The sequence below is a fragment of the Methylococcales bacterium genome, from assembly GCA_030949405.1.
Lineage (GTDB): Bacteria > Pseudomonadota > Gammaproteobacteria > Methylococcales > Methylomonadaceae > WTBX01.
Window position 1 is genome coordinate 947,931 of record JAUZSN010000002.1, and the last position, 17,417, is coordinate 965,347.

Below are 17,417 nucleotides of genomic sequence, written 5' to 3' on the forward strand. Positions count from 1 at the left end.
GCCGAGACAACGTGAGGTTAAGCCTTAAATGGGGAGTCGTTATTTGGCTATTGACACTTTTTGAGTAACATCAATTAATAAGGTTTTTCACCGATAAAATTACCTGCGGGCGAATAATTACAGACCCAAACTTGAGAGGAATCATCACAAATGGCCTTAGCGCAGCCGACTTCGGTGGTTTTTTTCCAAACAACTTGGGTGTAATGTCCGCAAGCGTCTCCTGACGGAGCATTACATTCATTGGTTTCAAGGGTATACCATTGCTGTTCACTGCCCCAGATATCGATCACATTCAATGGACTTATGGTTTGTACCGTATTATTCCAAATCCATTCCCCATTTGCATCTTTACTGTTCGCGGTTTTTTTAGAGCTTGCCCAAAATATATTTTCGCCCGTTGATTTTGAATCGCTGTGTTTCATGGCACAGCCTTTATTTTTTAATTCATTGGCCCACGCTTGTGCTTGCGTTTGTAAATGAGCTGACCATGCTAGAGCAGGGGTTCCCACCTTTTTCCGCCATGTGTTATGAGCATCAAGCATATCCTGTGTGACAAGGTCATTGGCGGTCGCTGTCATTGAGATTAAGAGGGCAGGAATTAAAAATAGTTTGTTCATAGGGGTATAAATTTGGTTAAAAAATTAGAGGTTTAAATTAAAATAGTCTAACGAAATACACAGTTTTCAGCAATAATCATTATTTGATACGAAAAATTTAATCGGCCTGCATAACGCTTTTAACGGTTAAGACTTGGTTTACTTGACGGTTTTCTTCTGCGTTAATATGAATGTGCTGTTGAATCTTACCTAGTCGCCAATACCAAAAAATCAATTGATAATCGCCTGGATTGAGTAATTCAAATTGATAAGATTGACCACTTGAGAGTGGTTTACTCTGCATATTTTTTTTTGGAAAAAGATGAACTTTCAGTTTGTCATTGTCAGACGATAATAAGTCTAAATTTCCTTCAAGTTTTACCGTGAACCCCGCCTTTTCACCTGCCTTAAGCGCGGGGAAACTTTGAAAACCTTCTTTTCCCAAGGTTGCTGTAATAAAAAAATGTTGCGTATTGGGGGTCTTATTATGAATATGTAAGGTATCATCAGGGGATAAGGCCAATGAATAAGGCGATATACCTTGTGGATTAACCGATAAATGATGCGACTGGGGGCTGTGGTCAGGGGTGACTAAGCCCACATATAAGGCTTTAAGGCTTGGGTAATTAACCATGTTGTTTTTATAATTTATCTCATTATAAGTACTGTCACCGTAGGCAGATGCAGTGTCATTCGTTGCATTTTGAATTTTATTTTTAAACGCAGGGTGAGCATCCGCCGATAGAACCCCATAAACAGCTCCTTTTCCTGCAATAATTTTAGGTTGCTGAACACAGGCACTTAATAAAAATAGGGGTAATAAATATAAATAGTTCATCGTTTTATCACCTTCAGATTGACGGTGTTCGGCTGATTGTTAACAACGGTTATCTGCATGGTTTTAACTTGATAGCGACGGTGAAAAACAATCACCTTCAATGTCCATTGACCTTCAGGAATATTATCTATTTTAAAATGACCGGGTTGGGTTAAAAGTTGATAATGGCGACTGGGTAAAATAACAATTTTTCCCTCCATTTCTTTATGAACGGAGCAGTAATAATTGAGAACCCCCGTTTTTTTAAAAACGTGTGACAGCGTTGAACCTTTAACCCCAAGTCCTAAGTCAAAACGGTTTAACGGACTGAGTGAAAAAATATTATGGTCAATTTCTTTGGCTTCATTGTTTAACCATTCGATGGTATCACCCGATCTAACAATCAGTAAAGGCTCGCTAAAGCGTGTGTTTTTTTGTGAAACGTGATGGACTATTGGGGTTTTATTTTTTTGAATACTGGATTCGTGGGTGAGGTAAATAATTAATTTTTTAACCCGCGCGGGGGCTTCAATATTTCCAGATAACGAGTTTGCTGATAAAGGGGTAAGCAATAGGAAATAAACTAAACTAATTAATAATCCTGTTGATGTCTTTTTTTTCATCTTCTTGTCAGTGCTAAGTTCGATAAATGAATGCGTATGACGCTTAATCAAAAAATATTTATAACCTTCTTTATTTCAGTCACCACTTTATTATGCACTACTTTGTATCTAATTGATACACAAGCTGAAAAACTAGAAATTGATCGAATTATTGCGGATCTCAATAAAACTCAAGCAAAATTTCAGCATGATTTAGAAACACGGCAACAACATATTCAAACCTTAAGTCACATTATTACCTCAGATCAAAAATTTCGCTCTTTCTTATCGCAGATTAAAGATAATTTTTACCCCTTCACCGCTGAAATTGGTCGGGATACCCGCGCTGATTTTGTTTTTATGATTGATGATGCTCCCTCAATTAGGGCGGTTTATTCCAAGCATGATTCCATAACTTTAGCTTTAAAACCGCATTTCGCTGAGTTTGAAATCGAAGCCTATTTAGAGTCGGGTTTAAAAAAGTCCAAAATGATTCATCTGGAAACGGAGGTCTATAGTAGTCACTTTATTCCACTAAAAGAAAATCGTATGGATGATTATGCGGTTGGGTTAATTATTGTGATTAATCAAGTGAATAATGCGTGGATGACCACCTTTTTAACCACAAACGCTTTCTTTCAAGCGGTTTTTTTTAGTGATAAGCAGGTGGTTGCTAGTAATACGACGGCTGAATTAGCGACGACTATTTTAGCGAATCGGCAAACGATTTTAGACTCAGGACAATTTTTATTTGATCAGCAACGGTTCATTGGTAAACAAGTTTTATTTAACGCAGGTGATTCTGATGCAGGCTATATTTTAAGTGCTAATTTGGATCAGACGTTGGCCGCATTTAAACAATTGCAGCAACAAATTTTAATCACAGGGGGAGGGATATTATTACTGGGTTCACTTTTATTTTTATGGGTTTCTCGACGAATTACCCAGCCGTTACGCTTAATAACCAGAGGAACGTTAGCGATTGAAAAAGGCGATTACCAACACCGTATTGATTATAAAAGTGAGGATGAAGTTGGGCAATTAGCCACCGCCTTTAATATTATGTCTGAAGGATTAGAAGAAAAAGAACGGATTCGGCGTACGTTTAATCAATATGTTGATCCGACGATTGTGTCAGAACTATTGAATAACCCCGATGATCATAAATTAGGTGGGGTGCGTAAACAGCAAAGTGTTTTATTTTCAGATATTGCAGGTTTTACAGGTTTTAGTGAAAAATTACCCGCTGAAATTTTGGTGAAGGTGTTAAATAATTATTTAACCGCGATGACGCAAGAAATTAGTTTACAGCAGGGCATTTTGGATAAGTTTATTGGGGATGCGATTATGGCCTTTTGGAGTCCTCAATTGTGTGATTATCAACATGCCCAGAGAGCCTGTCAAACGGCTTTAAATATGCAGAAAAGTTTGATTCATTTGCGGCCATTATGGGAAGAACACTATGGGCCTCACATAACGATTCGTATTGGGATTGCGACAGGTGAAATGATTGTCGGTAATATTGGTTCTGAACAAGCTCGAAGCTATACTTGTATCGGGGATAAGGTGAATTACAGTTCACGTCTTGAAAGTTTAAATAAGCATTATCGCACTCAAATTATGATAGATCAGGAAACGGTTGAAAATATTGAGGGATTTGTGATTAGGGAGTTAGATACGGTTAGAGTTAAGGGCCGTAAAGAGGGTGAAAATATTTATGAGTTAGTGGGGGTTGATGGGGAAGTCGATTTATTAAGGCGTGAAACCCTGAGCGCGTATCATCAAGGACTTACGTATTATCGCCAAGCAAAGTTTAGGGCGGCTGCAACTATTTTTACCGCGTTGAATGAGGATGCCCCCAGTCAAATAATGCTTAAACGTTGTCTATATTTACAACAGTATCCCCCCGAAAACTGGGAGGGGATTCATTCGATGCTCGATAAATAGTCGGGTGGATAAGCGATAGTGTCATCCACCAAAAATATTGTTATGACTTCTGTTTATGGGGGTGTATTCATATTGGCATTGACTCTGATTCTCGTTATTTATTATTGTTAGATTGATGCGTTTTTCTTAAAACAGGGAATAAATATTAGACTTGTTCTTCTAAATAAAATATATTAAAATCAATTGCTTATATATACTTGATAACATTCACAATCAGTTGATACAGCCTAATAAATAAACTTTAAATTAAATTATTAAAAATAATAAATAAGCTTTATAATAAATTTCTATAAAAAATAAAAATCAAAGTATAACATGAAAATAAAAGAAATTTTACCAAGAATTTATGATGATAGACAGTTAAGAGCTTTAACAGGATTAAAAACAGAACATTTTATTTTACTATTATCTCTATTTGAAAAGACCCTTATTGAAGATCAAAAAGAAAAACATGAAAATAAAGAAAGAAAATACGGTAGTGGTTTAGATAGCACATTAAAAACACCCGCAGACAAATTATTATTTATATTAAATTATATGAAGTGTTATTCTACTTTCGATCACTTAGGGTTTTCTTTTAATATGAATAAATCATGCGCTCATACTCATGTATACAAATTATTTCCAATTTTAATAAAGACGTTAGATATATTTAATGTTTTACCTGCAACAAGTTTTTCAACCCCTGAAGAAATGCAGCAGGCTTTTGGCGGAGTTCAAACATTGATAATAGATGCTACAGAGCGTGCTGTACAACGCCCTAGTGACTATGAAGAACAAAATGAATTTTACAGTGGTAAAAAAACAGCATACAATTAAAAATACCACTATAGCTTCTTTAGGTCATTTAATTTTATATATTGGGGTTAGTTTTCCGGTAAAAATCATGATTATGGAATGTTTAAAAAGAATTTAATCCAGAATTAAATTGGTTTAGTAATTTTAATATATTTATTGATTTAGGTTATTTGGGGTTTAATAATGAATATAAAACTAATTCGGTAAATATTCCTCATAAAAAACCAAATAAATCTAAGCATAATCCAAACCCAACATTAACTGAAAAACAAAAAAAAGAAAACAAAGAGATGAGTCGTGAAAGAGTCATTGTTGAGCATGTAATCGGTGGAATGAAAAGATATAGATGTCTAGTTGACAAGTTTAGAAATAAAAAAGAAGGTGTAAAAGATTTATTTTCTTTTTTAGCGGCTATCCTATGGAATTTTAACATGATATATTAACTTCTTCTTAAAGAACAAGTCTATTGTTTTTCTATATATATCCCAATCCAAATTACAGGAATCATGATGGCTAAATCTATAGCAAATGCGCCTTCTAAAAGAATTGTTTCCGCCGCTGTCGCAAATAAAAAAACGCCCACCAAATAAAATCGCGCGCCTAGTTCTATACTGCTTAAAAGCATGGTATGCGCTAAGATAAGATAATATGAATAATTAATGCGCCTGATTTGGGCTACCAGTTTAAGACGGGACACTTTTAACATCGTAGTTCAATGAAAGATAATGTCTCCGCAGTAGTTGTATTTACAGCTGTCCCGCCTTAAGTTGGTAGCCTGATGAGATGAAGTCATAACAAGTAATCCTATTTTTGATTATTTCGCATTTAGAAGAGAGTTTAGATTGATGTTTATAACCCGTGACTTTAATCATAGGTTCACTCATTGTACGATATTAAAATGAGAATAGTTTTTAAATTGAGACCTTATTTTATCATTTTGAGTTTGTTCATCGCATCAACTTATCAGCTACCAATTTAAGGCGGACAGTTGAATTCAGATCTTCGAGATTTTAGCTATCAACTTAAGATTAGGACAAATTAAGGTTAAGCCTCGCTTCATAGTGTTCCGTCTTAAATTGATCGTTAACGTATCGCAGTAGAAATAACTGAAATCAGCGTAAATTTAAATTTTCTTATCCCCCGTTATTCCGCCAGTTATTCGCATACCATCCTACGTTTTATGCGGTTTTTGGTATGCTATGCCGACCCTACGAGACTTTATACGCCACCAAAAAGATAAATTGATTTATGTCATCCTCATTAAAAAAACTTTTTAAACCAGAAAAACGCCCCTTATTCCCCTTTATTGATGGCTTACGCGCTCTGTCTATTTTATGGATTATTTCAATGCATACGCTATGGATGTTTGGTTATCATCTGGATAAACAGACTTATATAAAGCTCAGTTCTCGCATAGAATTATCCCCTTTTTTTCAAGGACATCTTGCGGTAGATACTTTTTTTGTGATCAGCGGATTTCTAATAGGTTATTATTTATTCAGTGAATACCAACAACATCAAACCATTAATCTAAAACAATTTTATTTTCGTCGCGCTTTGCGTTTATTACCCGCATATTTTGTGGTCATGCTGATTGTTGCTGTGGCCTACCCGCATAATTTAAACACAATTTGGGCAAATATAGTCTACGTCAATAATTTCTTACCCCTACAACAGCAATTCATGGGATGGACTTGGTCCTTAGCCATAGAAGAGCAATTTTATACGATTTTTCCTTGTTTAATACTTTTAATGGGCAAAACTAAACGCATGTTGTCGATTTTGGTAATGCTTTTTTTAATCTCATTTGTGATTCGTTTCGTATTGTCTTACTCACATCAAATTCAATTACCTATAGTAACGCATGGTGTGGTTGATAAAGAGAAGATGTATTCTTATTTTAATTTAATCTACGATAAAAGTTACACCCGTTATGGGGGATTAATGGTGGGAGTGATTGCGGCGTATTTAAGTGTTTATACCAAGGCGGTTGAGTTTTTAAAGCATCATCATACTTTGCGCCGCAGTTTATGGAGTCTCAGTTTATTATTATTGCTGATTTATATTTTTATACCCGTATCAAAACTTAATGCGAATGTTATACAAACCGCTTATTTAATTGCAGGGGTTAGAAATATTTTTTCATTAGCCATAGGGTTTTTGGTTTTATATAGCTTAAGTATGGGGCGGGAGAGTTTGATCGTCCGATTTTTAAGCAGTGCTTTTTGGTACCCTATCGCACAGCTTTCTTATTCGGCTTATTTATTACATTTGATGGTTATTGGACTGTATGCAGACTTTTTATATGCCACAATGAGCTTAGATTTATGGCCACTTTTAAGCTTAATCGCTTTAATGATTATCTTAACATTAATCATTTCATTGCTGCTTTATCTCTGGGTAGAAAAGCCTGCGCTTGAGCTTAGGAATAATCAGTTTTCGCGTAAATAAAACGCAGGGGCTAATGGTATGTTTTAAGAGAGTATTTACATGACTAATCATTTATAATTCCTCCAAATTTTTTCATAAACTCTATCTCTTTACGCTCCATTTCAGCCGCTCTGAGTTTAATAAATTCTTCTGGCTGATCTGCTTCTAATGCTTTAAATGCTTCTTGGGTAATTAAATGGCTCTCAAGCACCCGTTCACGAATGTTTTCAGGAATAGATAACAGGACCAAAGGGGTCGGGACCAAAGGGGTCGAGGACCAAAGCAGACCAAAGCAGACCAAAGCAGACCAAAGAGACCAAAGCAGACCAAAGAGACCAAAGCAGACCAAAGAGACCAAAGAGACCAAAGAGACCAAGAGACCAAGAGACCAAGAGACCAAGAGACCAAGAGACCAAGAGACCAAGAGACCAAGAGACCAAGAGACCAAGAGACCAAGAGACCAAGAGACCAAAGACCAAAGACCAAAGACCAAAGACCAAAGACCAAAGACCAAAGACCAAAGACCAAAGACCAAAGACCAAAGACCAAAGACCAAAGACCAAAGACCAAAGACCAAAGACCAAAGACCAAAGACCAAAGACCAAAGACCAAAGACCAAAGACCAAAGACCAAAGACCAAAGACCAAAGACCAAAGACCAAAGACCAAAGGGGTCGGAGTAACTTGGGTTTTCTAACCACATAGTCACTTTAATCAAATACCAAACCGATAAAAACCGTTGAGGTTTTCAAAACATCAAAGATCTGCAGCTACTTGTCACTCAATACTTTGCTGCTTTAACTGTGCAGAAAAAGGATTCTTCCTACTTTTCATGTCTGCTCAATCATACTCTGCTTTCATAACTCAGCAATAATTTACTTTCTTTTTTAGTATTTATAGATACAAGGTTGGGTAGAGCGTTAGCGAAAAAAATTTAGCTCCAATCCAGCCTACAAACCTTAGTCCAGCTTGCGTGTTTATGGATAAACCAAACAGAATTTGGGAATGAAATTTTTTAAATACCCTGCAATTGTGAATGATATTCAACGGGGATACTGGTTAAAGCTGTTTCGCCGAATTTTTTTAATAAATTTTTGAAATGAATGATATTTTCTATTTTATCAATGGGTTTCGATTTTTGATTCCAAGGGTGAGCTTCAGGTTCTGACGGTTTGCTGTAACTTATCGGTTTTGTGGCTTTATTTTTTTTATTTAAAGTATGAAGGTATTGGTTTTTCAGATCGCCTGTGGTGTAAAAGCGAATGAAGTTATTTATTTGTTCAATTCTGGGTGACCAAAAAGGTTCTTTTTTTGCCCAGTTGTAAGCGGCTTTCATTTCGGCAGTCAAGTTATCCACAGGGATCATTATTTGTTTAACTTCCTCCGTAGAGAGAGAAGAGGTTTTAATTGACTGATTCTGTATGCGGGTTTCGCACAAGGGGAGTGCAGATTTCTTACGGTGGTGCTGAAAAAATGGCTTTATTTTGTCACCCTTTTCCCCTTCATTAGATAGGATTAAAGTATAGATATTTGATGAACCAATGCGCTCAGTAATGGTGATTAATTCTTGGGCTAAGAGTTCACGTAAATGCTCTTGAATCGTTCTACGTCCCATGCCTGTGTCTCTTATCAAGCATGAAATGGATGGGTAACATTGATAATTCTTATCCGCTCGATAGGCTAGGATAAAAAGAAGGTGTTTTTGAATGGGTTTATTAGGGCTTTGGTTGAATGCCCATGTGATAGCTTTAAAGCTCATGGTGTTTACCTTTTTTAAATTGTAATCCACCAGCCGTAAGTTCTAAATACGGGTGGTAGGTTGAATTGGATTAGAACTACCGAAAAAAAGGAATCAGCGACCCTAAGGTCTCCAAGACAACCCACCATAAGGGTAGATTTTAGGCATAAAAAAAGCGCGTAACCGAACGGTGCGCTTACAATGCATCTTTTTTAACTGTAGTTCTAAAACAGTAACTTCAAAGTTATTTGAAGCTGAACTAATAAGATTACCTTTTTTGGTGGGGCTTGTCAATTTTTTTGTTTCCCTTGCAACCCCATTATAGGTCGAACACATACGTTATTTTAGGTTTAATATCAATAGGATAAATTAATAATGTAGGGTTCTGTATAACGGGGTTAAAAGTATAATAAATAAATTTTAAGATTGCTGTGATTTTGTTTTGTTCGATGGCGAGTTATTCCTTCGGATGAAGAATAGCTCGTAGGGTAACTTAGATCTTTTTATTGCGTAAAAGTTAAGCTAAACGTAACAGGGGCGGCGGTACTAATCGACGGTAACTTTGCAATCGCTTGTAATTTCTCAAGGCCTTTACCTAAACCAAATTGACTGGCATTAATCACCACAGGCTTCTCTAACATCAGCATTAATTTATTATTAGATAACTTAATAAACTTTACAGGGGTCTTAATTTTTTGTGCAATTCCATGTAATGACGCATCAAAAGTGAGTGTCTCAAGATAAGTATCGCCTTCTTTCAGATTCATTATTTTTTGAAAATCAAGTGTGCTTGTTAGCGTTGCATTCGCATATTGACTGACTTCAAAAAGCAGTTCCATCATGCGTTGATTACGAATAGGAATATTAGTTTCAACACTACTTAAATCAACGGACAGTTTTAAACCGCCCTTTTCATCAAGCGTTCCACTCATTGTTTTAAAGTGATGAACTTCACTAACGGCTGATTTTTTGGTTGAAATAAAACTCAAGGTTGACTCATCATTAACCAGTGACCAATCGGCCATCGCATAAGAGGAGGTGCATAGAGTGATCACTAGAATTGAAAGAAATTTACGCATATTTGTTTTCCTTGGGTGTAATTGATAATATGAAAGCGATAAGACCCCTTTTCTGATTAAGGGTTCAAGTAAAATTAAGATGAAACATGGATTTAAAATAACAACCATAGCCTTAAGGATTTACAATGAAAAAAACACACAGCCTAGCCCTTATTTTAGCCGCGAGCTTTGTTGCTCCTGCTGCCTTTGCAGAAAAAAAAGTAGATAATGAGTATTTAGATTGGCGATTAATATCGGTTTCACATCGTACGGATAAAAAAACATTACGCGCTATTTTAGGGAATGATGTTGCGATTAAAGCCGCCCGTGCCAATAAAGTAACCCCTTGGCCTGATGGAACGATGATTGCTAAAGTTGTTTGGAAAGAACGAGCGCATCCTAATTGGGCGGCGGCTATTGTTCCTGCGGAATTTGCAGCGGCAGAAGCGATGATTAAAGACAGTAAAAAATATGCAAAAACAGGGGGCTGGGGTTTTGGGCATTGGGTTAAAGGTAAGCTTGAAATGCACTCGGCAGAAACAACAAAAACATGTTTTAGCTGTCATTCTCCGATGAAAGCGAATGATTATGTCTATACCTTGTTACCTGCGATGACTGTAAAATAAAGTTAGACGTAAGCGATGTTTCGCAGAGGAGTGAAAAATAGTTATGGCCTATTCGTTGGCTATTTATAATTTTTGGCGACCAACTTAAGACAGGATACTAGGAGCTTGTTGGTCTTATAAGTTATTGAATAATAAATTAATTATATTTTAAAAAATTCTAATTAATGTTTGAAAGAAGAACAATTACCAACCCTAACTTTCAAAGTAAAATGATTTGTTTGTAAGTTATTTTTTCTACATAAACCTAAGTCTGACAAACTCCTAGGGAGCGAGGCTTAACCGTTCGTCCTGAGCCTAGTCGAAGGGCGGACGGTTAAGCTGTTCATACTCAGCACGAACGGTTTAACCTCAACTTGCCCCGTCTTAAGTCGGTCACCTAATTTTTGCGTAACATCATCAGTTAACTAATTACGCGCTCACTCACAAATAATTTTAAAAATACAGGATAGTGTGAGTTTTGCAACGGTAAAACTCACGCCTTATTATGGTTTATATAGAAAGTCGAATACCTATCCAGCCCGCTCTCGGTGCGCCTGGTGCGACAAAGCGACCATCATTGTATGATTCACCTAATACCTCTGTTGCATCCCCATAAACTCCAAACGATTTATAGTCACGATCAAAAATATTATCAATACGTCCAAAAAATGCAATATTTTCAGTGACTTTTAATTCTGTTTTAGCACTAAAAGTCCAGTAACCGCCTAAAGGATTCGTTATATTGGCTTCATCGCCGCGAAGAAATTGATCGCCACTGTATTGAGCATCTATTCCAATTGTCCAACGTTTCCATAAATCCACGCCTAATGACGCTTTATAAATATGTTCAGGTAAACCAGGAATCCGATCCCCTCGTTCAACATTAACCCCATTGTCACCTTCTAAATCTAACGGGTTTTGAATCGTAAAGCCATCTTGAAAACGGGCATTTAAATAAGTGTAGTTGGTGGAGAAATGCCAATCATCAATGGAACTAAAGAGTTGAGGAATATGCCCGCTTACTCCCGCTTCAACGCCATAACGTAAGGTTTTACCAATATTACTGAAAAAACCTTCACTAACACTGGTTCCGCCACGGTTAAAAATAATATCATCATGATTGGTGGTATGAAAAAAGCCGACATTCCATTTCAAATCCCCTTGACTCATTAGGTTATCTAAATTTCCTCTAAATCCGCCTTCCCATGTTTTGGCAACCACTTGATTTAAAGGCGGATCAGCGAGAAACGCATTGGGTAATTTACAGGGATCATTTTCATCGGCACAGCTTAATTCCATAGGCGTTGGAATTCGAGACGATTCGCTGTAATTTCCATACATGCCTAGATTGTCCATGATTTGATAGGTAAAGCCTGCGGACGGGTTAAAACGATTAAAACGATGCTTACCACTGAGCTTATCTTCCCCATTATAGTATTGATTTTGCATGATGATGGTGCTGTAATTATAACGCCCTGCTAAAGTAATCGTTAAATCATCAGTGACAGAAAAACTTTCACTAAGATAAATGCCATAGGTTTTTGTTAAAGTATTCAATCTTACATGAGCTTCTTCAACAAATGCACCACTCGCCGTTGCGCCGCGCTTGTCGGTTAATAAACCCAGTTCGGTATCGGATTCAAAATGAACATTGGCATTATCATAGGAAATTCCAACGATAAGATTATTTTCATGGCCGAATAAATTCTCACTAAATAGCGTTTGTAAGGTTCCGCCTGTGCTTCTCATGTGGGTTTGACTGGTATTATTAGTGGCTCCCAATACATTTTCAGGATCTTGATTACCATAAACATCGGTAGTTAAAATTTCATTATTACTGAGGTTAGCCACGGTTTCGTTTTCTTCATCACAAAGTAAGCTGTCATTAAAAAAACAAGGCTCAAAATCACTGTCATCGCCATTAAGAGATTTGATTCGATTTTGACGAAAATAAACATTACCGCTTAATTCGACACTATCGGTTAAATCAAATGCGCCTGACAGTTCCGAGAAAAATAGTCGTGTAACGGTTTGATCGGGATGGGTAAAAATGGCTTTACGTTGTTGGTCATGAAGTTGAGTCGGAACGGCACCATTTCCTCGCATATTATTATCATTTGCCGCAAGGGTTAAATCCAGTTCACCGCGATCGCCACGCCAGCTTAAGGTTCCCATGACTTGATTGGCTTCGGTTGGTGAAAAATCACGCCAGCCATTTTCTTCAAAATGATGTAAATCAATAAAGTAACCCCATGTTCCATCATTCCAGCCGCTGGTTAATTCTTCGGAATGGCGTTCCCATGAACCGCCTGAGACTTCTAATTGATGCCCTGGTGCTGAAAATCCTGTTTTGGTTTGTAATGAAACAGCCCCGCCGAGCGTATTTAAACCAAATAAAGGATTCGACCCAGGAATTAGGCTCATGGAATCAATCGCCCCTTGAGGAATTAAATCCCAGTTAACCGTATCGCCAAACGGTTCATTAAATCGAACCCCATTCAGATAAACGGATAAACCTTGGGGGAGTCCTAATAGTGGTGAGGCCACAAAGCCGCGATAATAAATATCAGGTTGCAAGGGGTTATTTTGCGCCTCGTTAATATGTACGCTGCCTAAGTAACGATTCATATAATCAGCAAGGGAAATGCTTTGTGCCGCTTGCAATTCGTCTGAGGAGACCGTTTGCACATTGGCGGGTATTTTTTTTAAAGGAAGTCCATTCGTTGATAGCGGTGTGACCCCAATTACGTCAAAGTCCTTTAGTTCAACAGGTGCATTTTCGGCATTCACCGTATTGAATGAGAGAATGAACAGTAAGGGAGACCAACCCAGTCGAATTTTTTTCATTGAAAATCTCATATTCTTTGTTTCTAATAAGCACAGTAAGATAGCATTTTTTATAAGACGATTGGTGACCTTGAGAAAAAAAGGAATTTTTCCTGAGTCATGACGTTGAATATGAGTCGAACGCCTTTAACGGTAAAGATAAGCTCATGTGATTATTAAATAAAAAGTAGAGATGCAAATAAGTTGCATCTCAGGTTTTTATTTCTTAAGCGTGTATGTAATTCGGCGCGATTGTTTTTAAGGTGACCGATGAAAGGGTGTTTTCAAGTGGATTATCGAGGGAATGCTCACAGGCTACGCGTAAATAATTGGGCGTATAACCCACATTTAATAAATTGCCCGTTAGTGAGTCAGTTTGAGGGGTTTCCCAAAGAACAGAAACTTGTTTATTTAATTGAGTTTCAATAAATTGCTGTTTCATAACCGCTGCTAATTGATGTAATTGCTTGCTGCGTTGTTTTTTAATTTCTTTACGAATAGGGTTCGCAAGCGTGGCCGCTTTTGTGCCTTCACGATGGGAGTAGCTAAAAATATGAATGCCGCCAAAGCCAATTTTTTTAATAAAATCAAAACTCTGTTGCCATTCCTCCTCACTTTCATCAGGAAAGCCGACAATAATATCGGTTGTGATATTGAAATCAGCATTTTTTTGACGAGCTTTTGTCACAATGTCTGCAAATTCCTGTGTTTTACAGCGTCTAGCCATCCGTTTAAGAACACGGTCACAGCCACTTTGTAACGGTAAATGTAAATGCGGCATGAGTCTTGGGTTTTGAAACAGGTTAAAAAAATCGTCAGGTAAATCCCACGGTTCTAATGAGCCTAGCCGTAAGCGAAGAATCGTTGTTTCTTGCAAAATAGATTCAATGAGTGTGGATAAATCTAATTGAATTTCGGTACCGTAACCGCCTAAATGAACCCCTGTTAAAATAACCTCATTAATGCCTTGTTGATGAAGTTGATTAATTTCATCAATAATCGCGGTGAGGGGCCGACTCACTTCTTCCCCGCGAGCGATGGTGACAATGCAGAATGTACAGCGATAACGACAGCCATCTTGCACTTTTACAAAAGCACGTTGCCGACCGCGTGTAAATAAGGAATGCGCCCCCGCTTCTGTTGACATCGCAGGCATGGTATCAAAATTTAATTCTGAGAGTGTTTTTTCAACCAGTTGAGATTTATCGGCGTTACTAATCACTAAATCAACGCCTAATAGTTGAGCGACCTCGGTTTCATTTAAAGTCGCATAACAGCCACTGACCACTAATTTTGCGGTTGGGTTTTGGTGATGTAATCGGCGAATAAGTTGGCGTGATTTACGAGCGGCCTCTTGAGTGACCGCGCATGAATTGAGAATAATGACATTGGCGTGATGTAATTCGGGGCTGATTTGATGACCTGCTTTTTGGAACGATTGCGCCCATATTTCAAGCTCAGCTTCGTTAAGACGGCAACCTAAAGCTCTAAGATGTATCAACATTAGTAACTATAAACTCTACAAAATAGAGCATTATCCCATAAATATTAATGGGTTTCAGCTAACATTTCTAAGGCGAGGGTGGCCATATTTTCAGATCCCCCACCATTTCCTAGCTTTTCTTTTATCTGGGTTAATTCAGTGCGAATGGATTGAGTATAGGAATGATCGGTTAAAATTTTATTAATTTCAGCGGCTATGTTTTCGCAGGTTGCTTGATGTTGGATTAATTCTCGGACAATTTTTTTATCGGCAATAATATTTGGTAAACCGATCATTTTAATATTAACCAGTAATCGCCCTAAAAAATAAGTGAGTGGTGATAGTTTGTAAACAATCACCATTGGAATCGTCAGTAAGGCAATTTCAAGAGTAGCTGTTCCTGATGTGGTGATAATGGCATCACAGCATTGAATAACATCATAGGGTTGATTTTTGATAACCTGAATGTCGGTATTTTCAACATAGGGCGCTAATAACGCATCGCTGATGGAATCTGCTTGAGGTAAAATAAATTGCACGGTCGGGTGGTTATGGCGTATTTTTTTTGCAGCGGCCACCATGACGGGTAGGATGCGCTTAATTTCATCGGTACGGCTACCCGGTAGAATGCCAACAATAGGCGCATTTGGGTTTAATTTAAATAATTTCAGGTCATCAGCTTGAGTGCGTAGGGGCTGGACTTTATCAACAGATGGATGACCGACATAACGTACAGGAACGTTTTCTGCCTCATAATAAGCGGTTTCAAAAGGGAAGATAACCGCCATCATGTCAATGGCTTTTCCATAGGTGATAACGCGCTTGGGTCGCCATGCCCAAACTTGGGGACTTACATAGAATAGGACTTTAAATCCATGATGTTTGGCAAATTGAGCTAATTTTAAATTGAATTCTTTATAATCGACACAAACAATTAAATCAGGTTGTTGATTAAGGATGAGTTGTTGTATTTTTTTTAAGGCGCGGCGTATTTCAGTATACTGTTTTAAGACTTCAACAACGCCAATAACCCCTATATTTGTCGAGTCATAATGCGTCTGAATACCGACTTGACGCATTTTCACCCCTCCCATGCCAATGCCTTTTAGTGTGGAGTCCCGTTTTTTTAGGGCGAGAAACATATTCGCGGCATGTTGATCGCCAGAGGATTCGCCCGCACTGAATAAAATAGTTCGGGGTGAACTCATATTCCCCCCAAGCTAAAAAAAACTTTCTGAAGAACAAATAAAGGGTAGCCTAAGATAATATTGAGTCCACCTGTAAACAATAAGACCAATAAAATGATAAACCCAAAGCGTTCTAAATAATTATAATAAAAGGCGAGTTTTTCAGGCAAAATTCCCGCAACAATACGTCCACCATCAAGGGGCGGTAAGGGAATGAGGTTAATCAAGGCAAGCACTAAATTAATGCTAACCCCTGCAACCCCTGTATAAATTAAGGGCAGTGCAATGACTTCGCTATGAACAGAAACGATCGTTCCTAAACGCATAATTAAAGCCCATGCCGTCGCCATCAATAAATTAGAAACGGGACCCGCTAAGGCCACTAGTGCCATCATCTTCCGTGGACTTTTAAAATTTTGAGGAACGACAGGGACAGGTTTTGCCCAGCCAAAAATATAACCTGTGAAGGACATCAGTAATAAGGCAGGTAGAATAATAGTTCCGACTAAATCCACATGTTTTATCGGATTCAAGGTTAAGCGACCTAAATCAGAGGCGGTATTGTCGCCCAGTTTTTTAGCGACCCACCCATGGGCGACTTCATGAACCGTAATAGCAAATATAACGGGTAATATCCAAACAACAATGCGTTGGATTAGGGTTAATTCATCCATCATAATTAAGCGTCCTTAAGTTAGCATGGGGGCAAGCCCTTTGCCTTGTCGGGTAATTTCTGTTTGACCGTTGACTAAATTAATCACAGTCGTGGGTTCATCCCCAATAATTCCACCATCAATAACGAGGGCGAGTTCATGTTCTAAACGCGCTCTAATGTCATAAGGATCGGATAAAGGGCGTTCGTCATCAGGTAGAATTAAGGTTGATGAAAGTAACGGTTCCCCTAATTCGGTCAATAAAGCATGAACAATGGCATTATCAGGAATCCGAATGCCAATGGTTTTTTTCTTAGGATGTTGTAAACGTTTGGGGACTTCGCGGGTGGCATCTAAAATAAAGGTGAAGGCTCCCGGAGTTAAGTTTTTAATCAGTCGGTAGGCATCATTGGCCATTTTACTAAAGGTGGAGACTTGGGTTAAATCTTTGCAAACTAAGGTGAAGTCATGCTTAGCATCTAATTGACGAAGACGACGAATAGTATCAGCGGCCTGTTTATCCCCTATATGACAGCCAATAGCATAAGAAGAATCCGTTGGGTAAACGATAACCCCGCCTTTACGAATAATTTCAACCGCTTGATGAATTAAACGGGCTTGAGGTGATTCGGGGTGAATTTCAAAATATTGAGCCATAGTAGACGGGAGATAAAATTA

17 protein-coding genes are annotated in these 17,417 nt (G+C 37.8%); 5 read left to right on the forward strand and 12 right to left on the reverse strand.

Annotated features, from left to right (window positions below; genetic code table 11):
* Nucleotides 1-74: 74 nt before the first annotated feature.
* The 3 genes from Q9M50_05050 to Q9M50_05060 form a co-directional block, all read right to left on the reverse strand.
* A complete protein-coding gene (locus tag Q9M50_05050) occupies nt 75-617 on the reverse strand; it encodes a CAP domain-containing protein (GenBank protein MDQ7089995.1) in 543 nt (180 codons plus the stop codon).
* A gap of 97 nt (nt 618-714) precedes the next feature.
* A complete protein-coding gene (locus Q9M50_05055) occupies nt 715-1,434 on the reverse strand; it encodes a hypothetical protein (GenBank protein ID MDQ7089996.1) in 720 nt (239 codons plus the stop codon).
* Nucleotides 1,431-2,036 (reverse strand): hypothetical protein, encoded by a 606-nt coding sequence (locus tag Q9M50_05060; protein ID MDQ7089997.1) that lies wholly within the window; start codon nt 2,034-2,036, stop codon nt 1,431-1,433. Before Q9M50_05060 ends, Q9M50_05055 begins: the two co-directional genes overlap by 4 nt.
* 30 nt (nt 2,037-2,066) lie before the next feature.
* Between Q9M50_05060 and Q9M50_05065 the strand changes: the two genes are divergently transcribed.
* The 3 genes from Q9M50_05065 (at nt 2,067) to Q9M50_05075 (ending at nt 5,203) form a co-directional block, all read left to right on the forward strand.
* Nucleotides 2,067-3,962: an adenylate/guanylate cyclase domain-containing protein gene (locus tag Q9M50_05065; protein ID MDQ7089998.1), complete on the forward strand. Its 1,896-nt coding sequence runs from the start codon at nt 2,067-2,069 to the stop codon at nt 3,960-3,962.
* A 315-nt stretch (nt 3,963-4,277) separates the two neighbouring features.
* The gene (locus Q9M50_05070; protein MDQ7089999.1) at nt 4,278-4,781 is read left to right on the forward strand and encodes a transposase family protein; all 504 of its coding nucleotides are present in this window, start codon (nt 4,278-4,280) and stop codon (nt 4,779-4,781) included.
* A 149-nt stretch (nt 4,782-4,930) separates the two neighbouring features.
* On the forward strand, nt 4,931-5,203 hold the full coding sequence (locus tag Q9M50_05075) for a transposase family protein (GenBank protein ID MDQ7090000.1): 273 nt from the start codon (nt 4,931-4,933) through the stop codon (nt 5,201-5,203).
* Between the two features lie 20 nt (nt 5,204-5,223).
* Here the strand turns inward: Q9M50_05075 and Q9M50_05080 are convergent, their stop codons facing one another.
* Nucleotides 5,224-5,457, reverse strand: coding sequence for a hypothetical protein (locus tag Q9M50_05080; GenBank protein ID MDQ7090001.1), 234 nt, complete (start codon nt 5,455-5,457; stop codon nt 5,224-5,226).
* 551 nt (nt 5,458-6,008) lie between these two features.
* On the opposite strand from Q9M50_05080, the gene Q9M50_05085 reads away from it, so the two are divergent.
* Nucleotides 6,009-7,211, forward strand: coding sequence for an acyltransferase (locus Q9M50_05085; protein MDQ7090002.1), 1,203 nt, complete (start codon nt 6,009-6,011; stop codon nt 7,209-7,211).
* Between the two features lie 43 nt (nt 7,212-7,254).
* Here the strand turns inward: Q9M50_05085 and Q9M50_05090 are convergent, their stop codons facing one another.
* The 3 genes from Q9M50_05090 to Q9M50_05100 form a co-directional block, all read right to left on the reverse strand.
* Nucleotides 7,255-7,851, reverse strand: a complete 597-nt coding sequence (locus Q9M50_05090) for a hypothetical protein (GenBank protein ID MDQ7090003.1) — start codon at nt 7,849-7,851, stop codon at nt 7,255-7,257.
* Between the two features lie 353 nt (nt 7,852-8,204).
* Nucleotides 8,205-8,978, reverse strand: coding sequence for a helix-turn-helix domain-containing protein (locus Q9M50_05095; GenBank protein ID MDQ7090004.1), 774 nt, complete (start codon nt 8,976-8,978; stop codon nt 8,205-8,207).
* Between the two features lie 452 nt (nt 8,979-9,430).
* On the reverse strand, nt 9,431-10,006 hold the full coding sequence (locus Q9M50_05100; protein MDQ7090005.1) for a YceI family protein: 576 nt from the start codon (nt 10,004-10,006) through the stop codon (nt 9,431-9,433).
* Between the two features lie 125 nt (nt 10,007-10,131).
* Between Q9M50_05100 and Q9M50_05105 the strand changes: the two genes are divergently transcribed.
* Entirely contained in the window at nt 10,132-10,611 is a 480-nt protein-coding gene (locus tag Q9M50_05105; GenBank protein MDQ7090006.1) for a cytochrome P460 family protein, read from the forward strand.
* Nucleotides 10,612-11,100: 489 nt separating this feature from the next.
* Here Q9M50_05105 and Q9M50_05110 read toward each other — a convergent pair whose 3' ends face one another.
* From Q9M50_05110 to Q9M50_05130, 5 genes are all read right to left on the reverse strand, one after another.
* Nucleotides 11,101-13,437 carry a TonB-dependent receptor gene (locus Q9M50_05110; GenBank protein ID MDQ7090007.1) on the reverse strand — a complete coding sequence of 779 codons (2,337 nt, stop codon included), beginning with the start codon at nt 13,435-13,437 and terminating at the stop codon, nt 11,101-11,103.
* Between the two features lie 205 nt (nt 13,438-13,642).
* The gene (gene mtaB, locus Q9M50_05115) at nt 13,643-14,920 is read right to left on the reverse strand and encodes a tRNA (N(6)-L-threonylcarbamoyladenosine(37)-C(2))-methylthiotransferase MtaB (protein MDQ7090008.1); all 1,278 of its coding nucleotides are present in this window, start codon (nt 14,918-14,920) and stop codon (nt 13,643-13,645) included.
* A 44-nt stretch (nt 14,921-14,964) separates the two neighbouring features.
* Nucleotides 14,965-16,107, reverse strand: coding sequence for a lipid-A-disaccharide synthase (lpxB, locus tag Q9M50_05120; GenBank protein ID MDQ7090009.1), 1,143 nt, complete (start codon nt 16,105-16,107; stop codon nt 14,965-14,967).
* The gene (locus tag Q9M50_05125) at nt 16,104-16,763 is read right to left on the reverse strand and encodes a site-2 protease family protein (protein ID MDQ7090010.1); all 660 of its coding nucleotides are present in this window, start codon (nt 16,761-16,763) and stop codon (nt 16,104-16,106) included. Before Q9M50_05125 ends, lpxB begins: the two co-directional genes overlap by 4 nt.
* Nucleotides 16,764-16,775: 12 nt before the next feature.
* Nucleotides 16,776-17,396: an L-threonylcarbamoyladenylate synthase gene (locus tag Q9M50_05130; protein MDQ7090011.1), complete on the reverse strand. Its 621-nt coding sequence runs from the start codon at nt 17,394-17,396 to the stop codon at nt 16,776-16,778.
* Nucleotides 17,397-17,417 lie beyond the last annotated feature (21 nt).

Coding starts and splice junctions, on each gene's coding strand:
- Q9M50_05110 (MDQ7090007.1), bottom strand. CDS start 13,437: ATGAAAAAAATTCGACTGGGTTGGTCTCCCTTACTGTTCATTCTCTCA.
- Q9M50_05100 (MDQ7090005.1), bottom strand. CDS start 10,006: ATGCGTAAATTTCTTTCAATTCTAGTGATCACTCTATGCACCTCCTCT.
- Q9M50_05070 (MDQ7089999.1), top strand. CDS start 4,278: ATGAAAATAAAAGAAATTTTACCAAGAATTTATGATGATAGACAGTTA.
- Q9M50_05105 (MDQ7090006.1), top strand. CDS start 10,132: ATGAAAAAAACACACAGCCTAGCCCTTATTTTAGCCGCGAGCTTTGTT.
- Q9M50_05065 (MDQ7089998.1), top strand. CDS start 2,067: ATGCGTATGACGCTTAATCAAAAAATATTTATAACCTTCTTTATTTCA.
- mtaB (MDQ7090008.1), bottom strand. CDS start 14,920: ATGTTGATACATCTTAGAGCTTTAGGTTGCCGTCTTAACGAAGCTGAG.
- Q9M50_05125 (MDQ7090010.1), bottom strand. CDS start 16,763: ATGATGGATGAATTAACCCTAATCCAACGCATTGTTGTTTGGATATTA.
- Q9M50_05085 (MDQ7090002.1), top strand. CDS start 6,009: ATGTCATCCTCATTAAAAAAACTTTTTAAACCAGAAAAACGCCCCTTA.
- Q9M50_05060 (MDQ7089997.1), bottom strand. CDS start 2,036: ATGAAAAAAAAGACATCAACAGGATTATTAATTAGTTTAGTTTATTTC.
- lpxB (MDQ7090009.1), bottom strand. CDS start 16,107: ATGAGTTCACCCCGAACTATTTTATTCAGTGCGGGCGAATCCTCTGGC.
- Q9M50_05050 (MDQ7089995.1), bottom strand. CDS start 617: ATGAACAAACTATTTTTAATTCCTGCCCTCTTAATCTCAATGACAGCG.
- Q9M50_05055 (MDQ7089996.1), bottom strand. CDS start 1,434: ATGAACTATTTATATTTATTACCCCTATTTTTATTAAGTGCCTGTGTT.
- Q9M50_05130 (MDQ7090011.1), bottom strand. CDS start 17,396: ATGGCTCAATATTTTGAAATTCACCCCGAATCACCTCAAGCCCGTTTA.